Genomic DNA, 16262 nt, shown 5'->3' on the forward strand with positions numbered 1-16262 from the left:
TGATCGGGCCACGCCGGTTCGGTGATAGTCTTGGGCCTCACCAGGGAGTATCGATGCGCGCATTACCGTTCAAGCTTGCCGTCCTGAGCGCCTGCCTGTCGCTGGCGGGTTGCCTGGCCACCGCGCCAGCCACGCCGCAGTCACGGGTGGACGAGGTGCCGATGTACGGCGGCATGGATCGTTCCGCGCCGGCGGTGCGCGCCGCGGACGACAAGCTGGTCGCCGAGGCGACGAGCGCCTTCGGTTCGCGCGCCAATGCGGCGCAGGCATGGGTGGAGCAGGGCTTCCGTTTCTACCAGGCGGACCAGCTGGGCATGGCCACGCGGCGCTTCAACCAGGCCTGGCTGATGAATCCCGACAACCCCGGCGTCTACACGGGATTCGCGGCGGTGCTGCATGACCAGAACAGATTCTGCGATGCGATGAAGATGATGGAGCAGGCGCTGACCCTGAAACCGCCGTCGTTCCAGGGCATTTATGCCGATGCCGGACGCATCGCCGCGCGTTGCGCGGCGCAGGACACGACGCTGACCGGCCCCGAGCGCGCGGCCATGATCGCGCGTTCGGATGCCCTGTACCGTAATGGCGAGCGGGTGGAGCCGGACAAGGCCTATCTCTACAACTCGTGGGCCACGGCGTATTACTGGAATGGCCAGTACGCGGATGCCTGGACCATGGTCGCCAAGGCGCGGCAGGCGGGCGGGCGCGGCAGTCCGCGGTTCCTGGAGATGCTGCGCGCGAAGATGCCGGAGCCCGCGCAGCACTGACGGCGGCGCGGCGAACCCGTCGCGTGCAAGGGGCAGGGGCGCCCGCCTAGCTGCAGGTCAGGATATTGATCCAGGCGATGGCGCTGGCCAGCAGGCCGGCGGCCTGGACCCGTTCCGGCGTCTGGCGGCCGGCCTGCAATTGGGCCAGGGCTTTCTTCATGTGGGCCAGCGGCGTCATGTCCGGGGCGGCGGGCGTGGCGACGAGCGCATTGTCGGGCCGTGGCGCCTTGGCGCGGGGCGTTTCTTGGGTCAAGGGTGTCTCCTGGGGCAAGGCCGGTCGTGGCGCGAGGGGATGTGACCGAAGGCGGCGGCAAATGTTCCAGGCGCCTTTGTGATCGGGGCATGATGTTCTCGCGCTTTCCCCGGCGGGCTGTCCCGATTCACGGCGCGCCCATGCAACTGCGTTATCCTGCACCCCATCATGATGAGAGCACTATGGCTGATCCTGGGTTGCCTGATGCTGGCGCTGGGCGTGATCGGCGCCTTCCTGCCGGTGATGCCGACGACGATTTTCCTGATCCTGGCGGTGGGCTGCTTTTCGCGTTCGTCGCCGCGGCTGGAGCGCTGGCTGCTGGACAGTCCGACCTACGGGCCGTCGCTGCGCGCATGGCGCGAGCAGGGCGCGGTGTCGCGCAAGGGCAAGTGCTATGCGTCGCTGGGCATGGCGGTGGGCTATGGCCTGTTCTGGTGGGGCGCGAAGCCGTCGCTTTTGCTTGCATCTGGCGTGGGGCTGTTTTTCCTTGCAAGCGCCGCTTATGTACTGACGCGTCCCAGCCCGCAACCGCTTGATTCCGAAACGAAAACCCGGCCTGATCGGGACGGTCCGGCGGCAGGCGCCTGAAGCCTGATCGAAAGGCCGCGGCGCGCGTAACGCGTCGAAACCAGCGTGACTTTGCTGCTTGCCTTGGCGGTCGTCTTTCTCTGCTTAAATGGCCTGCAGCGCGGCTGGGCCGGCGGGTGTGTCGCCCGCCCGGCGCTGTGGGCCCGCGAGGAACAACCATGCATATCAAACGACGAGAACTCCTGTTCGCCGGCCTCTCGAGCGCCGCGCTGGGCATGATGACCGAGCCGGCGATGGCCATCGCGGCGCCCAGCGGCCAGCAGAGCATCGACCTGTGGCCGGACAATCGCGCGCCCGGCGGTCCGGGTCCGCAAGAGGCCGAGAAGGTCAGCGCCAAGGGCTCGGTCACGCGGGTGTCGCGGCCGCGCCTGGTGGTGTACCGGCCGGAGCGTCCCAACGGCAGCGCGATGCTGGTGATCGCCGGCGGCGGCTATGCCCACATCGAGCGCGGCACCGAGAGCACGCCCGCCAGCCTGTGGCTGCAGTCGCAGGGCGTGACCGCTTTTGAACTGGTGTACCGCCTGCCGGGCGAGCATTGGCCCGCGGTGGCGCCGCTGCAGGACGGCCAGCGCGCCATGCGCGTGATCCGCGCATCGGCGCAGGCGTTCGGCCTGGATACCGGGCACATCGGCGTGCTGGGGTTTTCCGCGGGCGGGCATCTGGCGGGCATGACCGCCGCCACCCCGGGCGTGGCGCGCTACCAGCCGGTCGATGAGGCCGACAAGCTGTCGTCGCGGCCGGACTTCGCCGGGCTGATCTATCCGGTGCTGACCTTCATGCCGCCGTTCGACCACACCCATGCCCGCCGTTCGATCGTCGGCGAGCACCCCTCCGCCGAGGAGAGCGCGGCGTTCTCGGTCGACCATCTGGCGACGGCGCAGATGCCGCCGACCTTCCTGGCGCAGGCGCAGGACGATCCGATCGCGCCGGTGGACAACAGCCTGCTGATGTTCGGCGCCCTGCGGCGCCTGGGCGTGCCGGCCGAGATGCATATCTTCGCGGCCGGCAAGCATGGCTGGGGCATGGGCAAGCCGGACTCGCTGGTGCATGCGTGGCCCGGCCTGTTCACGCAATGGGCCGCGTTCAACCGGTTCTTCAAGGCCTGACGCCCCGCCGTCAGTGCGAGTGGCGCGGGTCGCCGCGGGTCTCGACCACCTTCAGGTACAGCGTCGCGGGCTCCAGGCAGCCGCCGGTGGACAGCTGGCCCACCAGTTGCCGGTAGAGCTCCTGCCACGGCGTCTGCGCCGCTGGCGGCTGGTAGGGCGGGTCCTGCCGGCGCCGTTCCATCTCGGCCTCGTCCACCAGCGCGACCACGCTGCGCTGGTTCAGGTCGACGCGGATGCGGTCGCCGGTGCGCAGCAGCGCCAGGCCGCCGCCCACCGCGGCCTCGGGCGACATGTTCAGGATCGACGGGCTGGCCGACGTGCCGCTCTGGCGGCCGTCGCCCAGGCAGGGCAGCGAGTCGATGCCGCGCTTGATCAGGTGCGCCGGCGGCGCCATGTTGACGACCTCGGCGCTGCCCGGATAGCCGACGGTGCCGGCGCCGCGGATGACCAGGATGCAGTGCTCGTCGATGTTCAGCGCGGGATCGTCGATGCGCGCATGGTAGTCCTCCGGGCCTTCGAACACGATGGCGCGCGCCTCGAAGGCGTTCTCGTCGCCGGGCGCCGACAGATAGGCGCGGCGGAATGCTTCGCCCACCACCGACATCTTGATGACCGCGCTGTCGAAGAAGTTGCCCGACAGCACGATGAAGCCGGCGCGGTGCTTGAGCGGCGCGTCGCAGCCGCGGATGACGTCGGCGTCGCGGGTCTTGGCGGCGGCCGCGATGTCGCCGATGGTCTTGCCGGACACGGTGGCGCAGTCGGCGTGCAGGCGGCCGGCGACCAGCAGTTCGTGCATCACGGCGGGGACGCCGCCGGCGCGGTGGAAGCCTTCGCCCAGGTGCTCGCCGGCGGGCACGCAGTTCACCAGCAGCGGCACGTCCTCGCCCAGCCGCTGCCAGTCATCCAGGCTCAGGTCGATGCCGGCGTGGCGCGCCATGGCGATCAGGTGCGGCGGGCAGTTGCTGGACGCGCCCAGCGCCGAGGCGACGACGATGGCGTTCTCGAACGCCTGGCGCGTCAGGATATGCGACGGGCGCAGGTCTTCGCGCACCATGTCGCAGATGCGCTGGCCGGTGGCGTAGGCCATCTGTGCGCGCTCGCGGTAGGGCGCCGGGATGCTGGCGCAGGTCGGCAGCGACATGCCCAGCGCCTCGGCCAGCGAGTTCATCGACAGCGCCGTGCCCATGGTGTTGCAGTGGCCGACCGAGGGCGATGACGCCGTGGCCAGCGTCATGAAGCCTTCGTAGTCGAGCTTGCCCGCGGCCATGAGGTTGCGGGCATGCCAGATGACCGTGCCGGAACCGACCCGCTGGCCATCGTGCCAGCCGTCCAGCATCGGGCCGCCCGACAGCACGATGGCGGGGATGTCGACGGTGGCCGCCGCCATCAGGCAGGCGGGCGTGGTCTTGTCACAGCCGGTGGTCAGCACCACGCCGTCCAGCGGATAGCCGTGCAGGATCTCGACCAGGCCCAGGTAGGCCAGGTTGCGGTCCAGCGCTGCGGTCGGGCGGCGGCCTTGCTCGGCCAGCGGATGCACGGGGAATTCCATCGGGATGCCGCCGGCGTCGCGGATGCCGGCCTTGACGCGCTCGGCCAGCGCCAGGTGGTGGCGGTTGCAGGGCGCCAGGTCGCTGCCGGTCTGGGCGATGCCGATGATGGGGCGGCCCGATTGCAGCTCCTGCCGCGTCAGGCCGTAGTTGAGATAGCGCTCGACGTAGATCGCCGTCATGTCGGCGTGGGCGGGATCGTCGAACCATTTCTGGCTGCGCAGCTTGCGGGGAGTGTCGGTCATGGGTGCCTCTTGTGCTTCGATGATGCGTGGCGCGCCGGCGGGCGCGCCGTGGACCTAATTGCGTGCCTTGCCGATTTCGGCGTTCAGTTGTCGGATCAGATCGGGACCCAGCTCCTGGGTGTACTTGTCGACCACCGGCTGCACCTTTTCGCGCATGCGGGCGACCTCTTCGGGCGACACGGTGTTGATCTTCATGCCGGCCTGTTCCAGCGTGCCCATCGCCTTGAGCGAGTCGGCGCGGCTGTCCTTGCGCTCGAAGTCGCGCGAGGCCTCGGCGGCCTGGCGCACCAGTTGCTGTTCATCCGGCGAGAGCTTGTCCCACCATTTCTTGGACGCCAGCACCACCCATGGGGTGTAGACGTGGCGGGTGATCGTCAGGTAGGGCTGCACCTCGTAGAACTTGCTGCTCTGGATCGTGGTGATGGGGTTTTCCTGGCCGTCGACCGTGCGGGTTTCCAGCGCCGTGAAAAGTTCCGAGAACGGCATCGGCACGGCGTTCGCGCCCAGGGTGTTGAACACGCCCAGCGCGATCTGGTTCTGCATCACGCGCAGCTTGATGCCCTGCATGTCCTCGGCGCGCACGATGGGGCGCTTGGAGTTGGTCATGTTGCGAAAGCCGTTTTCCCAGTAGACCAGGCCCACCAGGCCCTTGGCCTCCAGCTTCTTGAGCAGGTCCTGGCCGAGCTGGCCGTCGAGCACCGCGTCGGCCTCTTTCTCGCTGTTGAACAGGAACGGCAGGTCGAACACGCCGAACTCCTTGACCATGCCGGCCAGCGGCGCGGTCGAACCGACCATCATTTCCTGCGCGCCGCCGACCAGCGCGCCCTGCATCTGCTCGTCGGAACCGAGGTTGGCCGAGCCGAAGGTCTTCATCTTGAGCTTGCCGCCGCTGATCTTTTCCAGTTCCTGCGCCAGGTGGCGCGCGGCGCGGCCCTGCACGCTGTCGTCGTTCAGGCCGTAGCCGAAGCGGATCAGGCGCGGCTTGACGTCGGCGGCCGCGGCGACTCCGGCGAAGGCGCAGGACAGCGCCGTGGCCAGCACGACGAGGCGGGTCTTGAAACGGATGGTCATGGTGTTCCTCCTTGGCTTCTTCTAGGTGGCGCCGGATCGGCGCATCTGTTTACGGGCCTCAGTGCATCCAGCTCGCGGGGACGGTGATCAGTTCGGGGAAGATCACCAGCAGTACCAGCAGCAGCGTGTAGGCCACGACGTAGCGCCACACGCCCTTGCAGATCGTTTCCATGTTGATGCGGGCGACGCCGCAGACCACGTTGAGCACCGTGCCGACCGGTGGTGTCAGCAGGCCGACGCAGCCGACCATGACGAACATGACGCCGAAGTAGACGGGATCGATGCCGGCCTGGGTGACGACCGGCATGAGCACCGGCGCCAGGATCAGGATGGTGGGCGTCAGGTCCATGACCGTGCCCACCAGCGTCAGCAGCACCAGCAGCGCGAACATCAGCAGCTTGGGTTGGTCCAGCACCGGTTCCAGCAGCGCGATCAGGTCCTGCGGCATGTCGGCCAGGGTGATCATGTAGGACGAGACCATGGCGGCGGCCACCAGGAACATGACCACGGCGGTGGTGCGGGCGGCGTTGATGAACAGCGGCAGCAGATGGCGCAGGCCGATCTCGCGGTAGACGAACAGGCTGATCAGCAGCGCGTAGACGGCGGCCACCACCGCGGCTTCGGTGGGGGTGAAGATGCCGCCGCGCAGGCCGCCGATGATGATGACGGGCAGCAGCAGCGCCCAGGCCGATTCGCGCAGCGCCCGCAGGCGGGCGCTCCAGGGCTGGCGCGGCGCCGCCTTGATGGCGCCATGCTTGCGCGCCACCCAGGTCCACACCGCCACCAGCGTCAGGCCCATCATCAGGCCGGGGGCGATGCCGGCGAAGAATAGCTTGGTGATGGAGACGTTGGTGGCGACGCCGAAGATGATGAACGAGATCGACGGCGGGATGATCGGCGCGATGATGCCGCCCGCGGCGATCAGGCCCGAGGCCTGGCCGGCGTCGTAGCCCTTTTCGCGCAGCATCGGGATCAGCAGCGAGCCGAGTGCGGCCGCGTCGGCCACGGCCGAGCCGGACAGGGCCGCCAGCAGCACGCTGGCGAAGATGGCGACATAGCCCAGCCCGCCGCGGATGTGGCCGACGAACATGCTGGCCAGGTTGACGATGCGGCGCGAGATGCCGCCAGCGTTCATCAATTCGCCGGCCAGCATGAACAGCGGCACCGCCATCAGCGTGAAGCTGTTGGCGCCCGACAGCATGTTCTGCGCCAGGATCTGGGTGTCGAAGAAATCGAGTTGGAACATCATGGCGATCGCGCTCAATAGCAGCGCGAACGCGATCGGCATGCCCAGGGCGATGAAGCCCAGCAGCACCAGCAGGAAGACGGTCAGGATCATGGGGCGGGTCCGGGCGAGGGGCGGAAGGGTCAGACCAGCGGGTCTTCGGGGCTGGATTCGGCGGGCACCGGGCCGCCCGCCAGGACGCGGATCAGGTCGACCAGGGTCAGCAGGCCCATGGCGATGGCCGCATAGAGCGCGGCGGCGTTGAAGACCGCCAGCGGCATCCCGGTCACCGGCAGGCGGGTGTCGAGTCCGATCAGGGTCTGCGCCCAGCTGCCATCGGCCATGAGCCACAGCATCCACAGCACCAGCAGCTGGCAGACGATGTGCGTGACGCGGCGGGCGGCGGGGCCGAAGCGTTCCACCAGCATCGTCACGCCAATGTGCTGGTGGTCGCGCAGCGCCAGCATCGAGCCCAGGAAGATCAGCCAGACGAAGGCCAGCCGCGAGATCTCGTCGGAGACGTTGATGCCGGAATTGAACAGGTAGCGCATGGCGACATTGCCGAACAGCAACACCACCATGACCACCAGGCAGGCGGCCATCAGCCAGGTCTGCAACCGGGCGCACCAGTCGGCCGCGCGCGCCCACGCGGCGACGCCAGGCCGCCCCTTGGGGGATCCTTGCATGCTTGTCTCCTCTCCGTTTTCCGGAATTCTTATGGATATCGCGAGGTGGATGTTAGCGCTAACATTTTTAGTTTGGCAAGCCCTGATCTTTACGTCAGACTACGTGCTCGCCAACCGCCCAGTCAGTTCGATGTCCATCCGCAAGCCCCGCAGCACCCGCGCCGGACGGGTGACCATGCAAGAGGTCGCCGACCGCGCCGGGGTCAGCGCGATCACGGTGTCGCGCGCCCTGCGCACGCCCGACAAGGTCGTCGAAGCGGTGCGCCAGCGCATCGCCGAGGTCTGCCGGGAACTGGGCTACGTGCCCAACCACGCCGCCAGCGCGCTGGCGTCGACGCGTTCGCAGACCATCGTGGTGCTGATCCCGTCGCTGAGCAATGTGGTGTTCGTGGACATCATCACCGGCATCAAGGACGTGCTGGACGAGCAGGGCTACCACCTGCTGATCGGCGTCACCGGGTATTCGCCCGATGCCGAGGAGGCGTTGCTGCGCAAGTACCTGCAGCACCTGCCGGATGGCCTCATCCTGACCGGCATCGACCACAATCCCGGCGTCTGGGAACTGCTGCGGGCGCAAGCCATGCCCACGGTGCACACGATCGAGACGCTGGCGGGCGGCGAGGGCATGAGCGTCGGTTTCTCGCAGTTCGAGTCCGGCTATGCCGCCGGCCGCCATCTGGTGGAGCGCGGCCATCGGCGCATCGGCATCGTCGGCGCGCAGCTCGATCCGCGGTCGCTGCGCCGCTGCGAAGGGGGCCGGCAGTCGCTGCGCGATGCCGGCCTGTACGATCCCGCGCTGGAAATCATGACGCCCGAGAAGTCCTCGATCGCATTGGGCGCGACGTTGCTGGAAACGCTGCTGGCGCGGCATCCGGACTGCGACGCCGTGTTCTTCTGCAATGACGACCTGGCGCAAGGGGCGGTGTTCCAGTGCGGCCGCCTGGGCGTGAGCGTTCCCGGCCAGGTGGCGCTGGTGGGATTCCATGATTTCGCCGGCACCGCCTGGACCACGCCGCCGCTGTCCACCATCGCCACGCCGCGCTACGAGATCGGCCGGGAGGCGGCGCAATTGCTGATGCGCCACCTGGCCGGCCAGCCCATCGCGCAGCGCCACGTCGACCTGGGCTTCACGCTGGTGCGGCGCGAAACCACCTGATCCCGGCGTCAGCCGGCGCGGCGCAGCGCCAGGAACACGCCGGACGCCATGATCATGGCGATGCCGGTCAGCGCCAGCCCGTCGGGCGGGCGCTGGAACCAGAAGGTGCTGAAAGCCACCGCCAGCAGCAGCTGGAAGTAGTTCAGCGGCGCCAGCGTGGCCGCCGAGACGCGCTGGAAGGCGGCGATCAGCAGGATCTGCGCCAGCCCGCTGCAGGCGCCCAGGCCCACGATCAAGGCCATGTCCGTCAGATCCGGCCAGGGATCCGGCAGGAAGAAAGGCGCGGGCAGGGCCGTGACGATCAGGCAGATGAAGGCGGTGTAGGCGTATTGCACCGGACCGGCCACCTTGCCCGACAGCTTGCGGGTCAGCACCTGGAAAATGGCGTAGCTGACCGCCGAGACCGCCATCAGCAGCGTGCCCAGCGCCGGCAGGTCGGCGCCCGGCCGCACGATCAGCAGCATGCCGGCAAAGCCGGCCGCCACCGCCGCCCATTGCACCGGCCGCACCCGTTCGCCCAGCAGCCAGGGCGACAGTGCGACCATGATGAGGGGCGAGGTGAAGTAGATGGCCGTGGCCTCGGACAGCGGCATCCAGATCAGCGCCGTCATGAAGCAGGTGCCGACGGTGGCCAGCATCAGGCCGCGCAGGATCAGCAGGGGTTTTTGCGGCGCGCCGCGCAGGTCCGGCCAGCCGTGGCGCCACAGCAGTCCCAGCGCCAGCGTCGCCACGGCGAGATAGCGCATGATGTTCAGGAACGGCGCCGGGTAGCGCATCAGCATCTGCTTGGAGCCGGCGTCGAACGTGGCGAAGGCCACCAGCGCCGCGAAGAACAGCAGGATGCCGGCCTGGCGCGAACCGGCGGCCGGGATGGCGCCGGGCGCCGTGGCGGAGGAGGTGGCCATGGCGTGGCTCAGGCGCGGGCCAGGCCTTGCAGGAAAGCGTCCAGCGCCGGGCCGATGGCCTGCACCATGTAGCCGCCTTCCTGCACCACCACCGTGGGCACGCCCAGGCTGGCCACGCGCGCGCCGATGTCGCGGTAGGCGTCGATGTCCAGCTTCAGCACGCTGATGGGATCGTCCTTGTAGGTGTCGAAGCCCAGCGCCAGCACCAGCGCCTGCGGGCCATAGCCGGCCAGCGCCGCCAGCGCCGAGTCCAGCGCCCGCAGGAACGGGTCGTTGCCGGCGCCGTGCGGCAGCGGCAGATTCAGGTTGCAGCCTTCGCCGGCGCCATGGCCGCGCTCGTGCGCATAGCCGGTGTAGAACGGGTAGTAGCCGGTGGGGTCGGCGTGCAGCGACACCGTCATGACGTCGGCGCGCTGGTAGAAGATGTTCTGGGTGCCGTCGCCATGGTGCGCGTCGACGTCCAGCACCGCCACCTTGGACCAGGTCTGCAACAGCCGGGCGGCGGCGGCCGCGCTGCTGTTCAGGTAGCAGAAGCCGCCGGCGCGGTCGCGGTGGGCGTGGTGACCCGACGGCCGGCACAGCGCATAGGCCGAGCCGCCGGTGGCGGCCACGTGTTCGGCCGCGGCCACCGCGCTATGGGTCGAGCGCAGCGCCGAGCGCCAGGTATGCGGGCCGATGGGGCAGGACAGGTCGCTCAGGTAGTAACCGGTCTGCGCCACGATCGACGGCGACGGGCAGGGGCCGCGCCCGGCCGATTCGACGCGGCCGCTGTAGTAGGGCGACAGGTTCGGCAGCACTTCGGGGCCGGGGTCGACGCCCGGGGCCTTGAGCGCCTGCCAGCGGGTGAACGCGGTTTCCAGGTAGTCCAGGTAGTCCGCGCTGTGGATGGCATCCAGCGGCTGGCGGCCGTAGTCGGGCGGCGCCTGGACCGCGATGCCGCGGGCGGCCAGCGCGGCTTGCAGGCTGTGGGCGCGCGAGGGCAGGTCGGTCGGGGCGCTGATGCGTCCCAGCCGCATGAACTGCTGGGGCGTGTGCAGCAGTTGTTCTTCCGAGAAAAACGCCTTCATGGTGTTCCTTTGCGCGTCAGTGCGAACAGCCGGAGTCCGGGGCCTGCCCCGGCTGCTTGATCTCGATCTCGACGAACACGAACTCGGTGTCGCCCGGGTTGATGACGTTGTGCTCCACGCCCACCGGGCGGTAGTAGGACACGCCGGTGGTGAGCTGGCTGGTGACCTGGCCGTTGGGGGTGTCCAGCAGCAGCGGGCCGGTGGTCTGCGGCACCACCACGTAGTTCATGCCGTGGCGGTGCCAGCCGGTTTCCCCGCCGGGCGGAAAGCGCCATTCGGTGACGGTGACCTGGTCGTTGTCGATCTGGACGGTGGGCACGGCGGGGGGGCGTTGCATGCAAGTCTCCTGGTGGTGATGGCCGCTTCAGGCCGCGGCCTGCGCCTGGGTCGGATCCCAGTGCTGGCCGGGCACGGCGGCGATGAGTTGTTGCGTGTAGGCGTGCTGCGGGTTGTCGAAAATCTGGCTGGGTGATCCGTATTCCACCACTTTGCCCCGGTGCATGACCAGCACCGAATTGCAGATCTGCGCGGCCACGCGCAGGTCGTGGGTGATGAACACCAGCGCGATCTTCAGGCGCTGCTGCAGGTCGTGCAGCAGCTGCAGCACCTGGGCCTGCACCGATACGTCCAGCGCCGACACCGATTCGTCGGCCACCAGCACCTTGGGTTCCAGCGCCAGGGCGCGGGCGATGCCGATGCGCTGGCGCTGGCCGCCCGAGAACTGGTTGGGGTAGCGGTCGAAGGCGGACGGGTCCAGTCCCACCAGCGACAGCAGCTCGCGCACCCGGGCTTCGGCCTGCGCGCGCGGCACGCCGTTGGCGACCGGGCCGTCGCTGATGATGCGGCCCACGGTATGGCGCGGGTTGAGCGAGGCGAAGGGATCCTGGAAGATCATCTGGATGTCCTTGCGCAGCGGCCGGAAGCGCGATTCCGGCATGGCGGCGATGTCCTGGCCATTGAAGATCAGCTGGCCGCCGTTGATGCCGACCAGCTTGAGCAGGCACTTGCCGATGGTCGACTTGCCCGAGCCGGACTCGCCGACGATGCCCAGCGTCTCGCCGCGGCGCACGCTGAAGCTGACGCCGTCGACCGCGTGCACCTCGCGCTTGCCGCCCAGCCAGCCGTGACCGATGAAGTAGGTCTTCTTCAGGTCCTTCACTTCCAGCACCGGCCGTTCCTGCTCGGCGGCGGCGCGCTCCTCGCCGCGGCGATGCGGCACCGCCGCGATCAGGCGCTGGGTATAGGGATGGCGCGGACGGTTCAGCACTTCCTCGGCCGGGCCCTGTTCGACCAGCACGCCTTTTTCCATCACCGCCACCCGGTGCGCGATCTCGGCGACCACGCCGAAGTCATGGGTGACGAACATCACGCCCATGCCCTTTTCCTTCTGGATGCGGGCGATCAGCGCCAGGATCTGGGCCTGGGTGGTGACGTCGAGCGCGGTGGTCGGCTCGTCGGCGATCAGCAGCGCCGGTTCCAGCGCCAATGCCATCGCGATCATGACGCGCTGGCGCTGGCCGCCGGAAAGTCGGAACGGGTAGACGTGGTAGAGCGTGGCCGGATCGGGCAGGCCGACGAAGGCCAGCAGTTCCAGCGTGCGGCGCATGCGTTCCGGGCCGGGGTAGGCGTTGTGGACCCGCATGACCTCGTTGATCTGTTCGCCCACCGTCATCAGCGGGTTCAGCGCCGACAGCGGCTCCTGGAAGATCATCGCCATGTCCTTGCCGCGCATGCCTTGCAGCGCGGCTTCGTCCTGGCGCAGCAGGTCGGCGCCGCGGAACAGGATGCGGCCCTGTTGCGGCGTCAGGTAGTCGGGCAGCAGGCCCATGATGGCGTTGGCGCTCATGGACTTGCCCGAGCCGGATTCGCCGACGATGCAGAGGATCTCGCCGGCGTGGATGTCGTACGAGACGTCCTGCACAGCGAACGGGCGGTCGCCGCCGCGGGGCAGGGCGATGCTGAGGTTCTGGATGGACAGCAGGGGCGGGGAAGCGTTCATGCCGGTCTCCTATTCGCCGCGCTTGCGCAGTTGCGGGTTGAGGGCGTCGTTCAGGCCTTCGCCGATCAGGTTGATGGCCAGCACGGTCAGCAGGATGGCCACGCCCGGCCACACGCTCATCCACCAGGCTTCGCGGATCATGGTGCGGGCGGCGCCGATCATGAAGCCCCAGCTCATCTCGTTGCGATCGCCCAGCCCCAGGAAGGACAGCGACGATTCGGTCAGGATGGCGGTGGCCACCATGAACGAGGCCGAGACGATGATGGGCGACATGGCGTTCGGCAGGATCTGCGTGCCGACGATGCGCGCCGGCGTCTGGCCGATGACGATGGCCGCCTGCACGAATTCGCGCTGCTTGAGCGTCATGAACTCGGAGCGCACCAGGCGCGCCGCGGGCGGCCACGACACCACCGCGATCGCGCCCATGATCGAATACATCGAGGGGCTCAGGATGGCCACCAGCACCACCGCCATCGCCAGCTGCGGAATGGTCTGGAAGAACTCGGTGAAGCGCATCAGCAGGTCGTCGACCCGGCCGCCGCAGTAGCCGGCGATGGCGCCGACCACGATGCCGAAAACCAGCGCCACCGCGGTCGACAACAGGCCCACCATCAGCGAGACGCGCGCGCCCCACACCAGGCCGGCGGTGATGTCGCGGCCCAGCATGTCGGTGCCGAACGGGTAGGCGGCGTCGGTGAACGGCGGGATCAGCGGATCGGCCACCATCATCCAGGGCGAATCCTGGTACAGCAGCGGCGCGGCCAGCGCCACGATGACCACGGCCAGCACGATGGCCAGTCCGGCCACCGCGCCGTAGTTGCGCATATAGCGTCGGGCGAATTGCTTCATGCCGAGGCTCCTTGTTGCGCGCCCGCGCCGATGCGCGGATCGATCAGGCGGTACAGCACGTCGGTCAACAGGTTGAACACCACCACCATGATCGAGGTCACCAGGAAAATGCCCAGCAGCAGCTGGTAGTCGCGCTGCAGCAGCGCATCGAACATCAGCCGGCCGATGCCCGGCCAGGCGAACACGGTTTCGGTCAGCACCGCGCCGCCGGCCATCTGGCCCAGCTGGATGCCGGCGAAGGTGATCACCGGCAAGAGCGCGTTGCGCAGCACGTGGGCGCGGATCACGCGGCTGGGGCTGACGCCCTTGGCGCGCGCCGTCTTGACGAAGTCCATGCCGATCACTTCCAGCATCGAGGCGCGCGTCAGGCGCACGTACACCGCCATGAAGAAGCAGCCCAGCGTCACCGTCGGCAGGATCAGGTGCTGGGCGATGTCGCCCGCGCGGGCCCACCCGGTCAGGCCGGCGCCCACGGTCTCCATGCCGAACGCCGGCAGCCAGCCCAGCACCACCGAGAACAGCAGGATGCCCATCAGCGACAGCCAGAACAGCGGCGTGGCGTACAGCAGCAGGGCGCCGGTCATGACCGAGCTGTCGATCCAGCGGCGCTTGTTGCGGTAGCGCGCCTTGGCCGCGACCACGCCCAGCAGCACGCCCAGCACGATCGAGAAGACGAAGGCGCAGGACATCAGCAGGAAGGTGGCGGGCAGGCGCTCGACGATCAGGTCCAGCACCGGCACGTGGTTGCGGTAGGAAAAGCCCAGGTCCAGCTGGACCACGCCCTTCAGGTACAGGAACAGCTGCGTCAGCACCGGCTTGTCCAGCCCGAACGCGACGCGCAGTTGCTCGACGTAGGCGGCATCGCCCGCGCCGGCCTGCCCCGCCAGCACGGCGGCGGGGTCGCCGGGCGCCAGGCGGATCAGGAAGAAATTGATGATGACCACGCCCAGCACGACCACCAGGGCCTTGCCGATGCGCGAAACCAGGAAAGACAGGAATTTCATGCTGTGGGTCCTCCGTGGACGGGCGCGGACGTCCGTCGCGCGGCCGGGCGCCGCGGGCGGGCCGGATGGCGCCGCCCGCGGCTTGCGGCGTTTACTTCTCGATGTAGACGTCGTCGAACGACTCGTTCAGGCCGATGGCCGTCTTGACGAGGTTCTTGACGTTGGCGCGATACAGCGTGGGGAACTCCATGTCCACCAGGAAGCCGTTGGCGACTTCATTGACCAGCGTGGTCTGCAGCTGCGTGTAGAGCGCCTGGCGCTTGGCCGGATCGACTTCGGACGCGGCGGCTTCCCACTGCTTGTCGGTCTCGGGGTTGCTGTAGCCCTGCACGTTGGCGAACGGCGACCCTTTGACGATGTTGGACGAGATGTACAGGCGCTGCACGCCCAGCGCCGGATCGCCGTACTGGTAGGTGAAGTTGGTGGTCAGGTCGAAGTCCCAGTTGCCGGTGCGGCTGGCCCAGCCGCCGGCATCGGTCGATTCCAGGTTGACCTTGAAGCCCAGCTGTTCGAGCGCCTGCTTGGTGTATTCGCCCAGGCGGTCCCAGGTCGAGCCGTAGGGGAAGCTCAACTGGCGGATGGTGTAGTCGCCGGGCTTGATGCCCGATTCCTTGATCAGCTCGCGCGCCTTCTTCATGTCGAACGGCATCGGCGGCATGTTCTTGTCATAGAACATCTCGGTGGTCACGAACGGGCTGGTCGAGACCTTGCCCAGGCCGAAGAAGATGTTGTTGACCACCATGTTGCGGTTGATCGCGGCCATCACCGCCTGGCGCACCTTCAGGTTGTCGAAGGGCGGCTTGCGCATGTTGAAGATCAGGTAGGCCTGGGGCGAGAACATCTCCCAGCCGGCGGTGGTGTATTCGACCTTGGGCAGGGCGCGCAGGCGCTTGATGTCGACGTTGTCGACGTCGCCGCCGCGCAGCACGTCGACGCTGCCGCGCTCGAACGCCACCGCGCGCGAGGCCGCGTCCGGGATCACGTTGAACACCAGCTCATCCAGGTAGGGCTTGCCCGGTTTCCAGTAGTCGGGATTACGCACCAGCTTGATGTATTCGCCGCGCTTCCATTCCTTGAACATGAACGGGCCGGTGCCGATCGGCTTCTGGTTGGCCGGGTTGGCCATGTAGTCGGTGCCGGCATAGATATGCTTGGGCATGATCGGCGCGAAGCCCGGCTCGAACATCAGCATGAAGGCCGGGAACGGCGACTTCAGCTTGATGACCACGGTCTTCGGGTCGGGCGCCTGCACCGAATCGACGAACTTGTTCAGGATGACGCGGGCCCGCGCATGGGTCTTGGGCAGCATGTCCGACAGCGTGAAGACCACGTCGTCGGCGGTGAACGGCTTGCCGTCGTGCCACTTGACGTTGTCCTGCAGGTGAAAGGTGTAGGTCAGGCCGTCGGCCGCCGCTTCCCACGACTTGGCCAGGCCCGGCTGCGGCTTGAGGTCGGTGGTGTAGGTCAGCAGGCTTTCATAGATCTTGCCGGCGACGAACTGGGTCGGGCCCTGCTGGTTGATGGCCGTGACGATCACGGGCGGCTCGGGCTGGACGATCATGTTGAGCGTGCCGCCCTTGGTCTGGGCCAGGGCCTGCGTGGCGGGCAAGGCCGCCGCCAGGACCAGGGCGCCGATGCTGAGGGAGAACCAAGTCTTCGATTTCACTGCGAGCCTCCGGGCTGGAAGAGGGTTGTCAGGTGACCGCGCGTCACGCGGCGTGTGCCGCGTATGACAAGCAAACCTCGTGCCACCTGTTTCTCGGGGAACTGCGGGGTGGAGCTGCTACAACAATG

At 68.2% G+C, this 16262-nt stretch carries 16 protein-coding genes; 4 read left to right on the plus strand and 12 right to left on the minus strand.

Going from position 1 to position 16262, the window contains the following annotated elements; all coding sequences use genetic code 11:
* Positions 1 to 53: 53 nt before the first annotated feature.
* Positions 54 to 767, plus strand: coding sequence for a tetratricopeptide repeat protein (locus tag AC1HFW_RS03595; RefSeq protein WP_116520163.1), 714 nt, complete (start codon positions 54 to 56; stop codon positions 765 to 767).
* Between the two features lie 46 nt (positions 768 to 813).
* Here AC1HFW_RS03595 and AC1HFW_RS03600 read toward each other — a convergent pair whose 3' ends face one another.
* On the minus strand, positions 814 to 1020 hold the full coding sequence (locus tag AC1HFW_RS03600; protein ID WP_061071792.1) for a hypothetical protein: 207 nt from the start codon (positions 1018 to 1020) through the stop codon (positions 814 to 816).
* A gap of 168 nt (positions 1021 to 1188) precedes the next feature.
* On the opposite strand from AC1HFW_RS03600, the gene AC1HFW_RS03605 reads away from it, so the two are divergent.
* Positions 1189 to 1608: a YbaN family protein gene (locus tag AC1HFW_RS03605; protein ID WP_479281826.1), complete on the plus strand. Its 420-nt coding sequence runs from the start codon at positions 1189 to 1191 to the stop codon at positions 1606 to 1608.
* A gap of 158 nt (positions 1609 to 1766) precedes the next feature.
* Positions 1767 to 2714, plus strand: coding sequence for an alpha/beta hydrolase (locus AC1HFW_RS03610; protein WP_238888549.1), 948 nt, complete (start codon positions 1767 to 1769; stop codon positions 2712 to 2714).
* 10 nt (positions 2715 to 2724) lie between these two features.
* On the opposite strand, the gene AC1HFW_RS03615 is transcribed toward AC1HFW_RS03610, so the two are convergent.
* From AC1HFW_RS03615 to AC1HFW_RS03630, 4 genes are read right to left on the minus strand one after another with little or no spacing between them, the layout of a single operon-like run.
* Positions 2725 to 4506: an IlvD/Edd family dehydratase gene (locus AC1HFW_RS03615; protein ID WP_116520162.1), complete on the minus strand. Its 1782-nt coding sequence runs from the start codon at positions 4504 to 4506 to the stop codon at positions 2725 to 2727.
* Positions 4507 to 4560: 54 nt separating this feature from the next.
* A complete protein-coding gene (locus tag AC1HFW_RS03620; protein ID WP_479281829.1) occupies positions 4561 to 5577 on the minus strand; it encodes a TRAP transporter substrate-binding protein in 1017 nt (338 codons plus the stop codon).
* Positions 5578 to 5635: 58 nt separating this feature from the next.
* Positions 5636 to 6916, minus strand: a complete 1281-nt coding sequence (locus AC1HFW_RS03625; RefSeq protein ID WP_061071788.1) for a TRAP transporter large permease — start codon at positions 6914 to 6916, stop codon at positions 5636 to 5638.
* 29 nt (positions 6917 to 6945) lie between these two features.
* Positions 6946 to 7488 carry a TRAP transporter small permease gene (locus tag AC1HFW_RS03630; protein WP_479281831.1) on the minus strand — a complete coding sequence of 181 codons (543 nt, stop codon included), beginning with the start codon at positions 7486 to 7488 and terminating at the stop codon, positions 6946 to 6948.
* Positions 7489 to 7618: 130 nt separating this feature from the next.
* Here AC1HFW_RS03630 and gntR point away from each other — a divergent pair, with 130 nt between their 5' ends.
* Positions 7619 to 8644, plus strand: coding sequence for an HTH-type transcriptional regulator GntR (gene gntR, locus AC1HFW_RS03635; protein WP_479281832.1), 1026 nt, complete (start codon positions 7619 to 7621; stop codon positions 8642 to 8644).
* Positions 8645 to 8652: 8 nt separating this feature from the next.
* Here the strand turns inward: gntR and AC1HFW_RS03640 are convergent, their stop codons facing one another.
* The 7 genes from AC1HFW_RS03640 to AC1HFW_RS03670 all read right to left on the minus strand — a co-directional run bounded on the left by AC1HFW_RS03640 (position 8653) and on the right by AC1HFW_RS03670 (position 16134).
* Positions 8653 to 9549 (minus strand): DMT family transporter, encoded by an 897-nt coding sequence (locus AC1HFW_RS03640; RefSeq protein ID WP_198484636.1) that lies wholly within the window; start codon positions 9547 to 9549, stop codon positions 8653 to 8655.
* A gap of 8 nt (positions 9550 to 9557) precedes the next feature.
* Complete coding sequence (locus AC1HFW_RS03645) at positions 9558 to 10616, minus strand: histone deacetylase family protein (RefSeq protein WP_479281834.1); 1059 nt, start codon at positions 10614 to 10616, stop codon at positions 9558 to 9560.
* Positions 10617 to 10632: 16 nt separating this feature from the next.
* Positions 10633 to 10953 carry a cupin domain-containing protein gene (locus AC1HFW_RS03650; RefSeq protein ID WP_006387975.1) on the minus strand — a complete coding sequence of 107 codons (321 nt, stop codon included), beginning with the start codon at positions 10951 to 10953 and terminating at the stop codon, positions 10633 to 10635.
* Positions 10954 to 10980: 27 nt separating this feature from the next.
* Positions 10981 to 12615 carry an ABC transporter ATP-binding protein gene (locus AC1HFW_RS03655; RefSeq protein WP_479281836.1) on the minus strand — a complete coding sequence of 545 codons (1635 nt, stop codon included), beginning with the start codon at positions 12613 to 12615 and terminating at the stop codon, positions 10981 to 10983.
* A gap of 9 nt (positions 12616 to 12624) precedes the next feature.
* Entirely contained in the window at positions 12625 to 13464 is an 840-nt protein-coding gene (locus AC1HFW_RS03660; RefSeq protein WP_006394041.1) for an ABC transporter permease, read from the minus strand.
* Positions 13461 to 14468: an ABC transporter permease gene (locus AC1HFW_RS03665; protein WP_061071784.1), complete on the minus strand. Its 1008-nt coding sequence runs from the start codon at positions 14466 to 14468 to the stop codon at positions 13461 to 13463. The genes AC1HFW_RS03660 and AC1HFW_RS03665 overlap by 4 nt, the downstream gene beginning before the upstream one ends.
* A gap of 91 nt (positions 14469 to 14559) precedes the next feature.
* Complete coding sequence (locus AC1HFW_RS03670; RefSeq protein ID WP_006394043.1) at positions 14560 to 16134, minus strand: ABC transporter substrate-binding protein; 1575 nt, start codon at positions 16132 to 16134, stop codon at positions 14560 to 14562.
* Positions 16135 to 16262: the final 128 nt, after the last annotated feature.

The sequence above is a fragment of the Achromobacter sp. ISS7 genome, assembly GCF_056523125.1.

Excerpts from the sequence above, each read along its gene's own strand:
- AC1HFW_RS03595 (WP_116520163.1), top strand. The coding sequence starts at position 54 with ATGCGCGCATTACCGTTCAAGCTTGCCGTCCTGAGCGCCTGCCTGTCG.
- AC1HFW_RS03605 (WP_479281826.1), top strand. The coding sequence starts at position 1,189 with ATGATGAGAGCACTATGGCTGATCCTGGGTTGCCTGATGCTGGCGCTG.
- AC1HFW_RS03610 (WP_238888549.1), top strand. The coding sequence starts at position 1,767 with ATGCATATCAAACGACGAGAACTCCTGTTCGCCGGCCTCTCGAGCGCC.
- AC1HFW_RS03615 (WP_116520162.1), bottom strand. The coding sequence starts at position 4,506 with ATGACCGACACTCCCCGCAAGCTGCGCAGCCAGAAATGGTTCGACGAT.
- AC1HFW_RS03620 (WP_479281829.1), bottom strand. The coding sequence starts at position 5,577 with ATGACCATCCGTTTCAAGACCCGCCTCGTCGTGCTGGCCACGGCGCTG.
- AC1HFW_RS03625 (WP_061071788.1), bottom strand. The coding sequence starts at position 6,916 with ATGATCCTGACCGTCTTCCTGCTGGTGCTGCTGGGCTTCATCGCCCTG.
- AC1HFW_RS03630 (WP_479281831.1), bottom strand. The coding sequence starts at position 7,488 with ATGCAAGGATCCCCCAAGGGGCGGCCTGGCGTCGCCGCGTGGGCGCGC.
- gntR (WP_479281832.1), top strand. The coding sequence starts at position 7,619 with ATGTCCATCCGCAAGCCCCGCAGCACCCGCGCCGGACGGGTGACCATG.
- AC1HFW_RS03640 (WP_198484636.1), bottom strand. The coding sequence starts at position 9,549 with ATGGCCACCTCCTCCGCCACGGCGCCCGGCGCCATCCCGGCCGCCGGT.
- AC1HFW_RS03645 (WP_479281834.1), bottom strand. The coding sequence starts at position 10,616 with ATGAAGGCGTTTTTCTCGGAAGAACAACTGCTGCACACGCCCCAGCAG.
- AC1HFW_RS03650 (WP_006387975.1), bottom strand. The coding sequence starts at position 10,953 with ATGCAACGCCCCCCCGCCGTGCCCACCGTCCAGATCGACAACGACCAG.
- AC1HFW_RS03655 (WP_479281836.1), bottom strand. The coding sequence starts at position 12,615 with ATGAACGCTTCCCCGCCCCTGCTGTCCATCCAGAACCTCAGCATCGCC.
- AC1HFW_RS03660 (WP_006394041.1), bottom strand. The coding sequence starts at position 13,464 with ATGAAGCAATTCGCCCGACGCTATATGCGCAACTACGGCGCGGTGGCC.
- AC1HFW_RS03665 (WP_061071784.1), bottom strand. The coding sequence starts at position 14,468 with ATGAAATTCCTGTCTTTCCTGGTTTCGCGCATCGGCAAGGCCCTGGTG.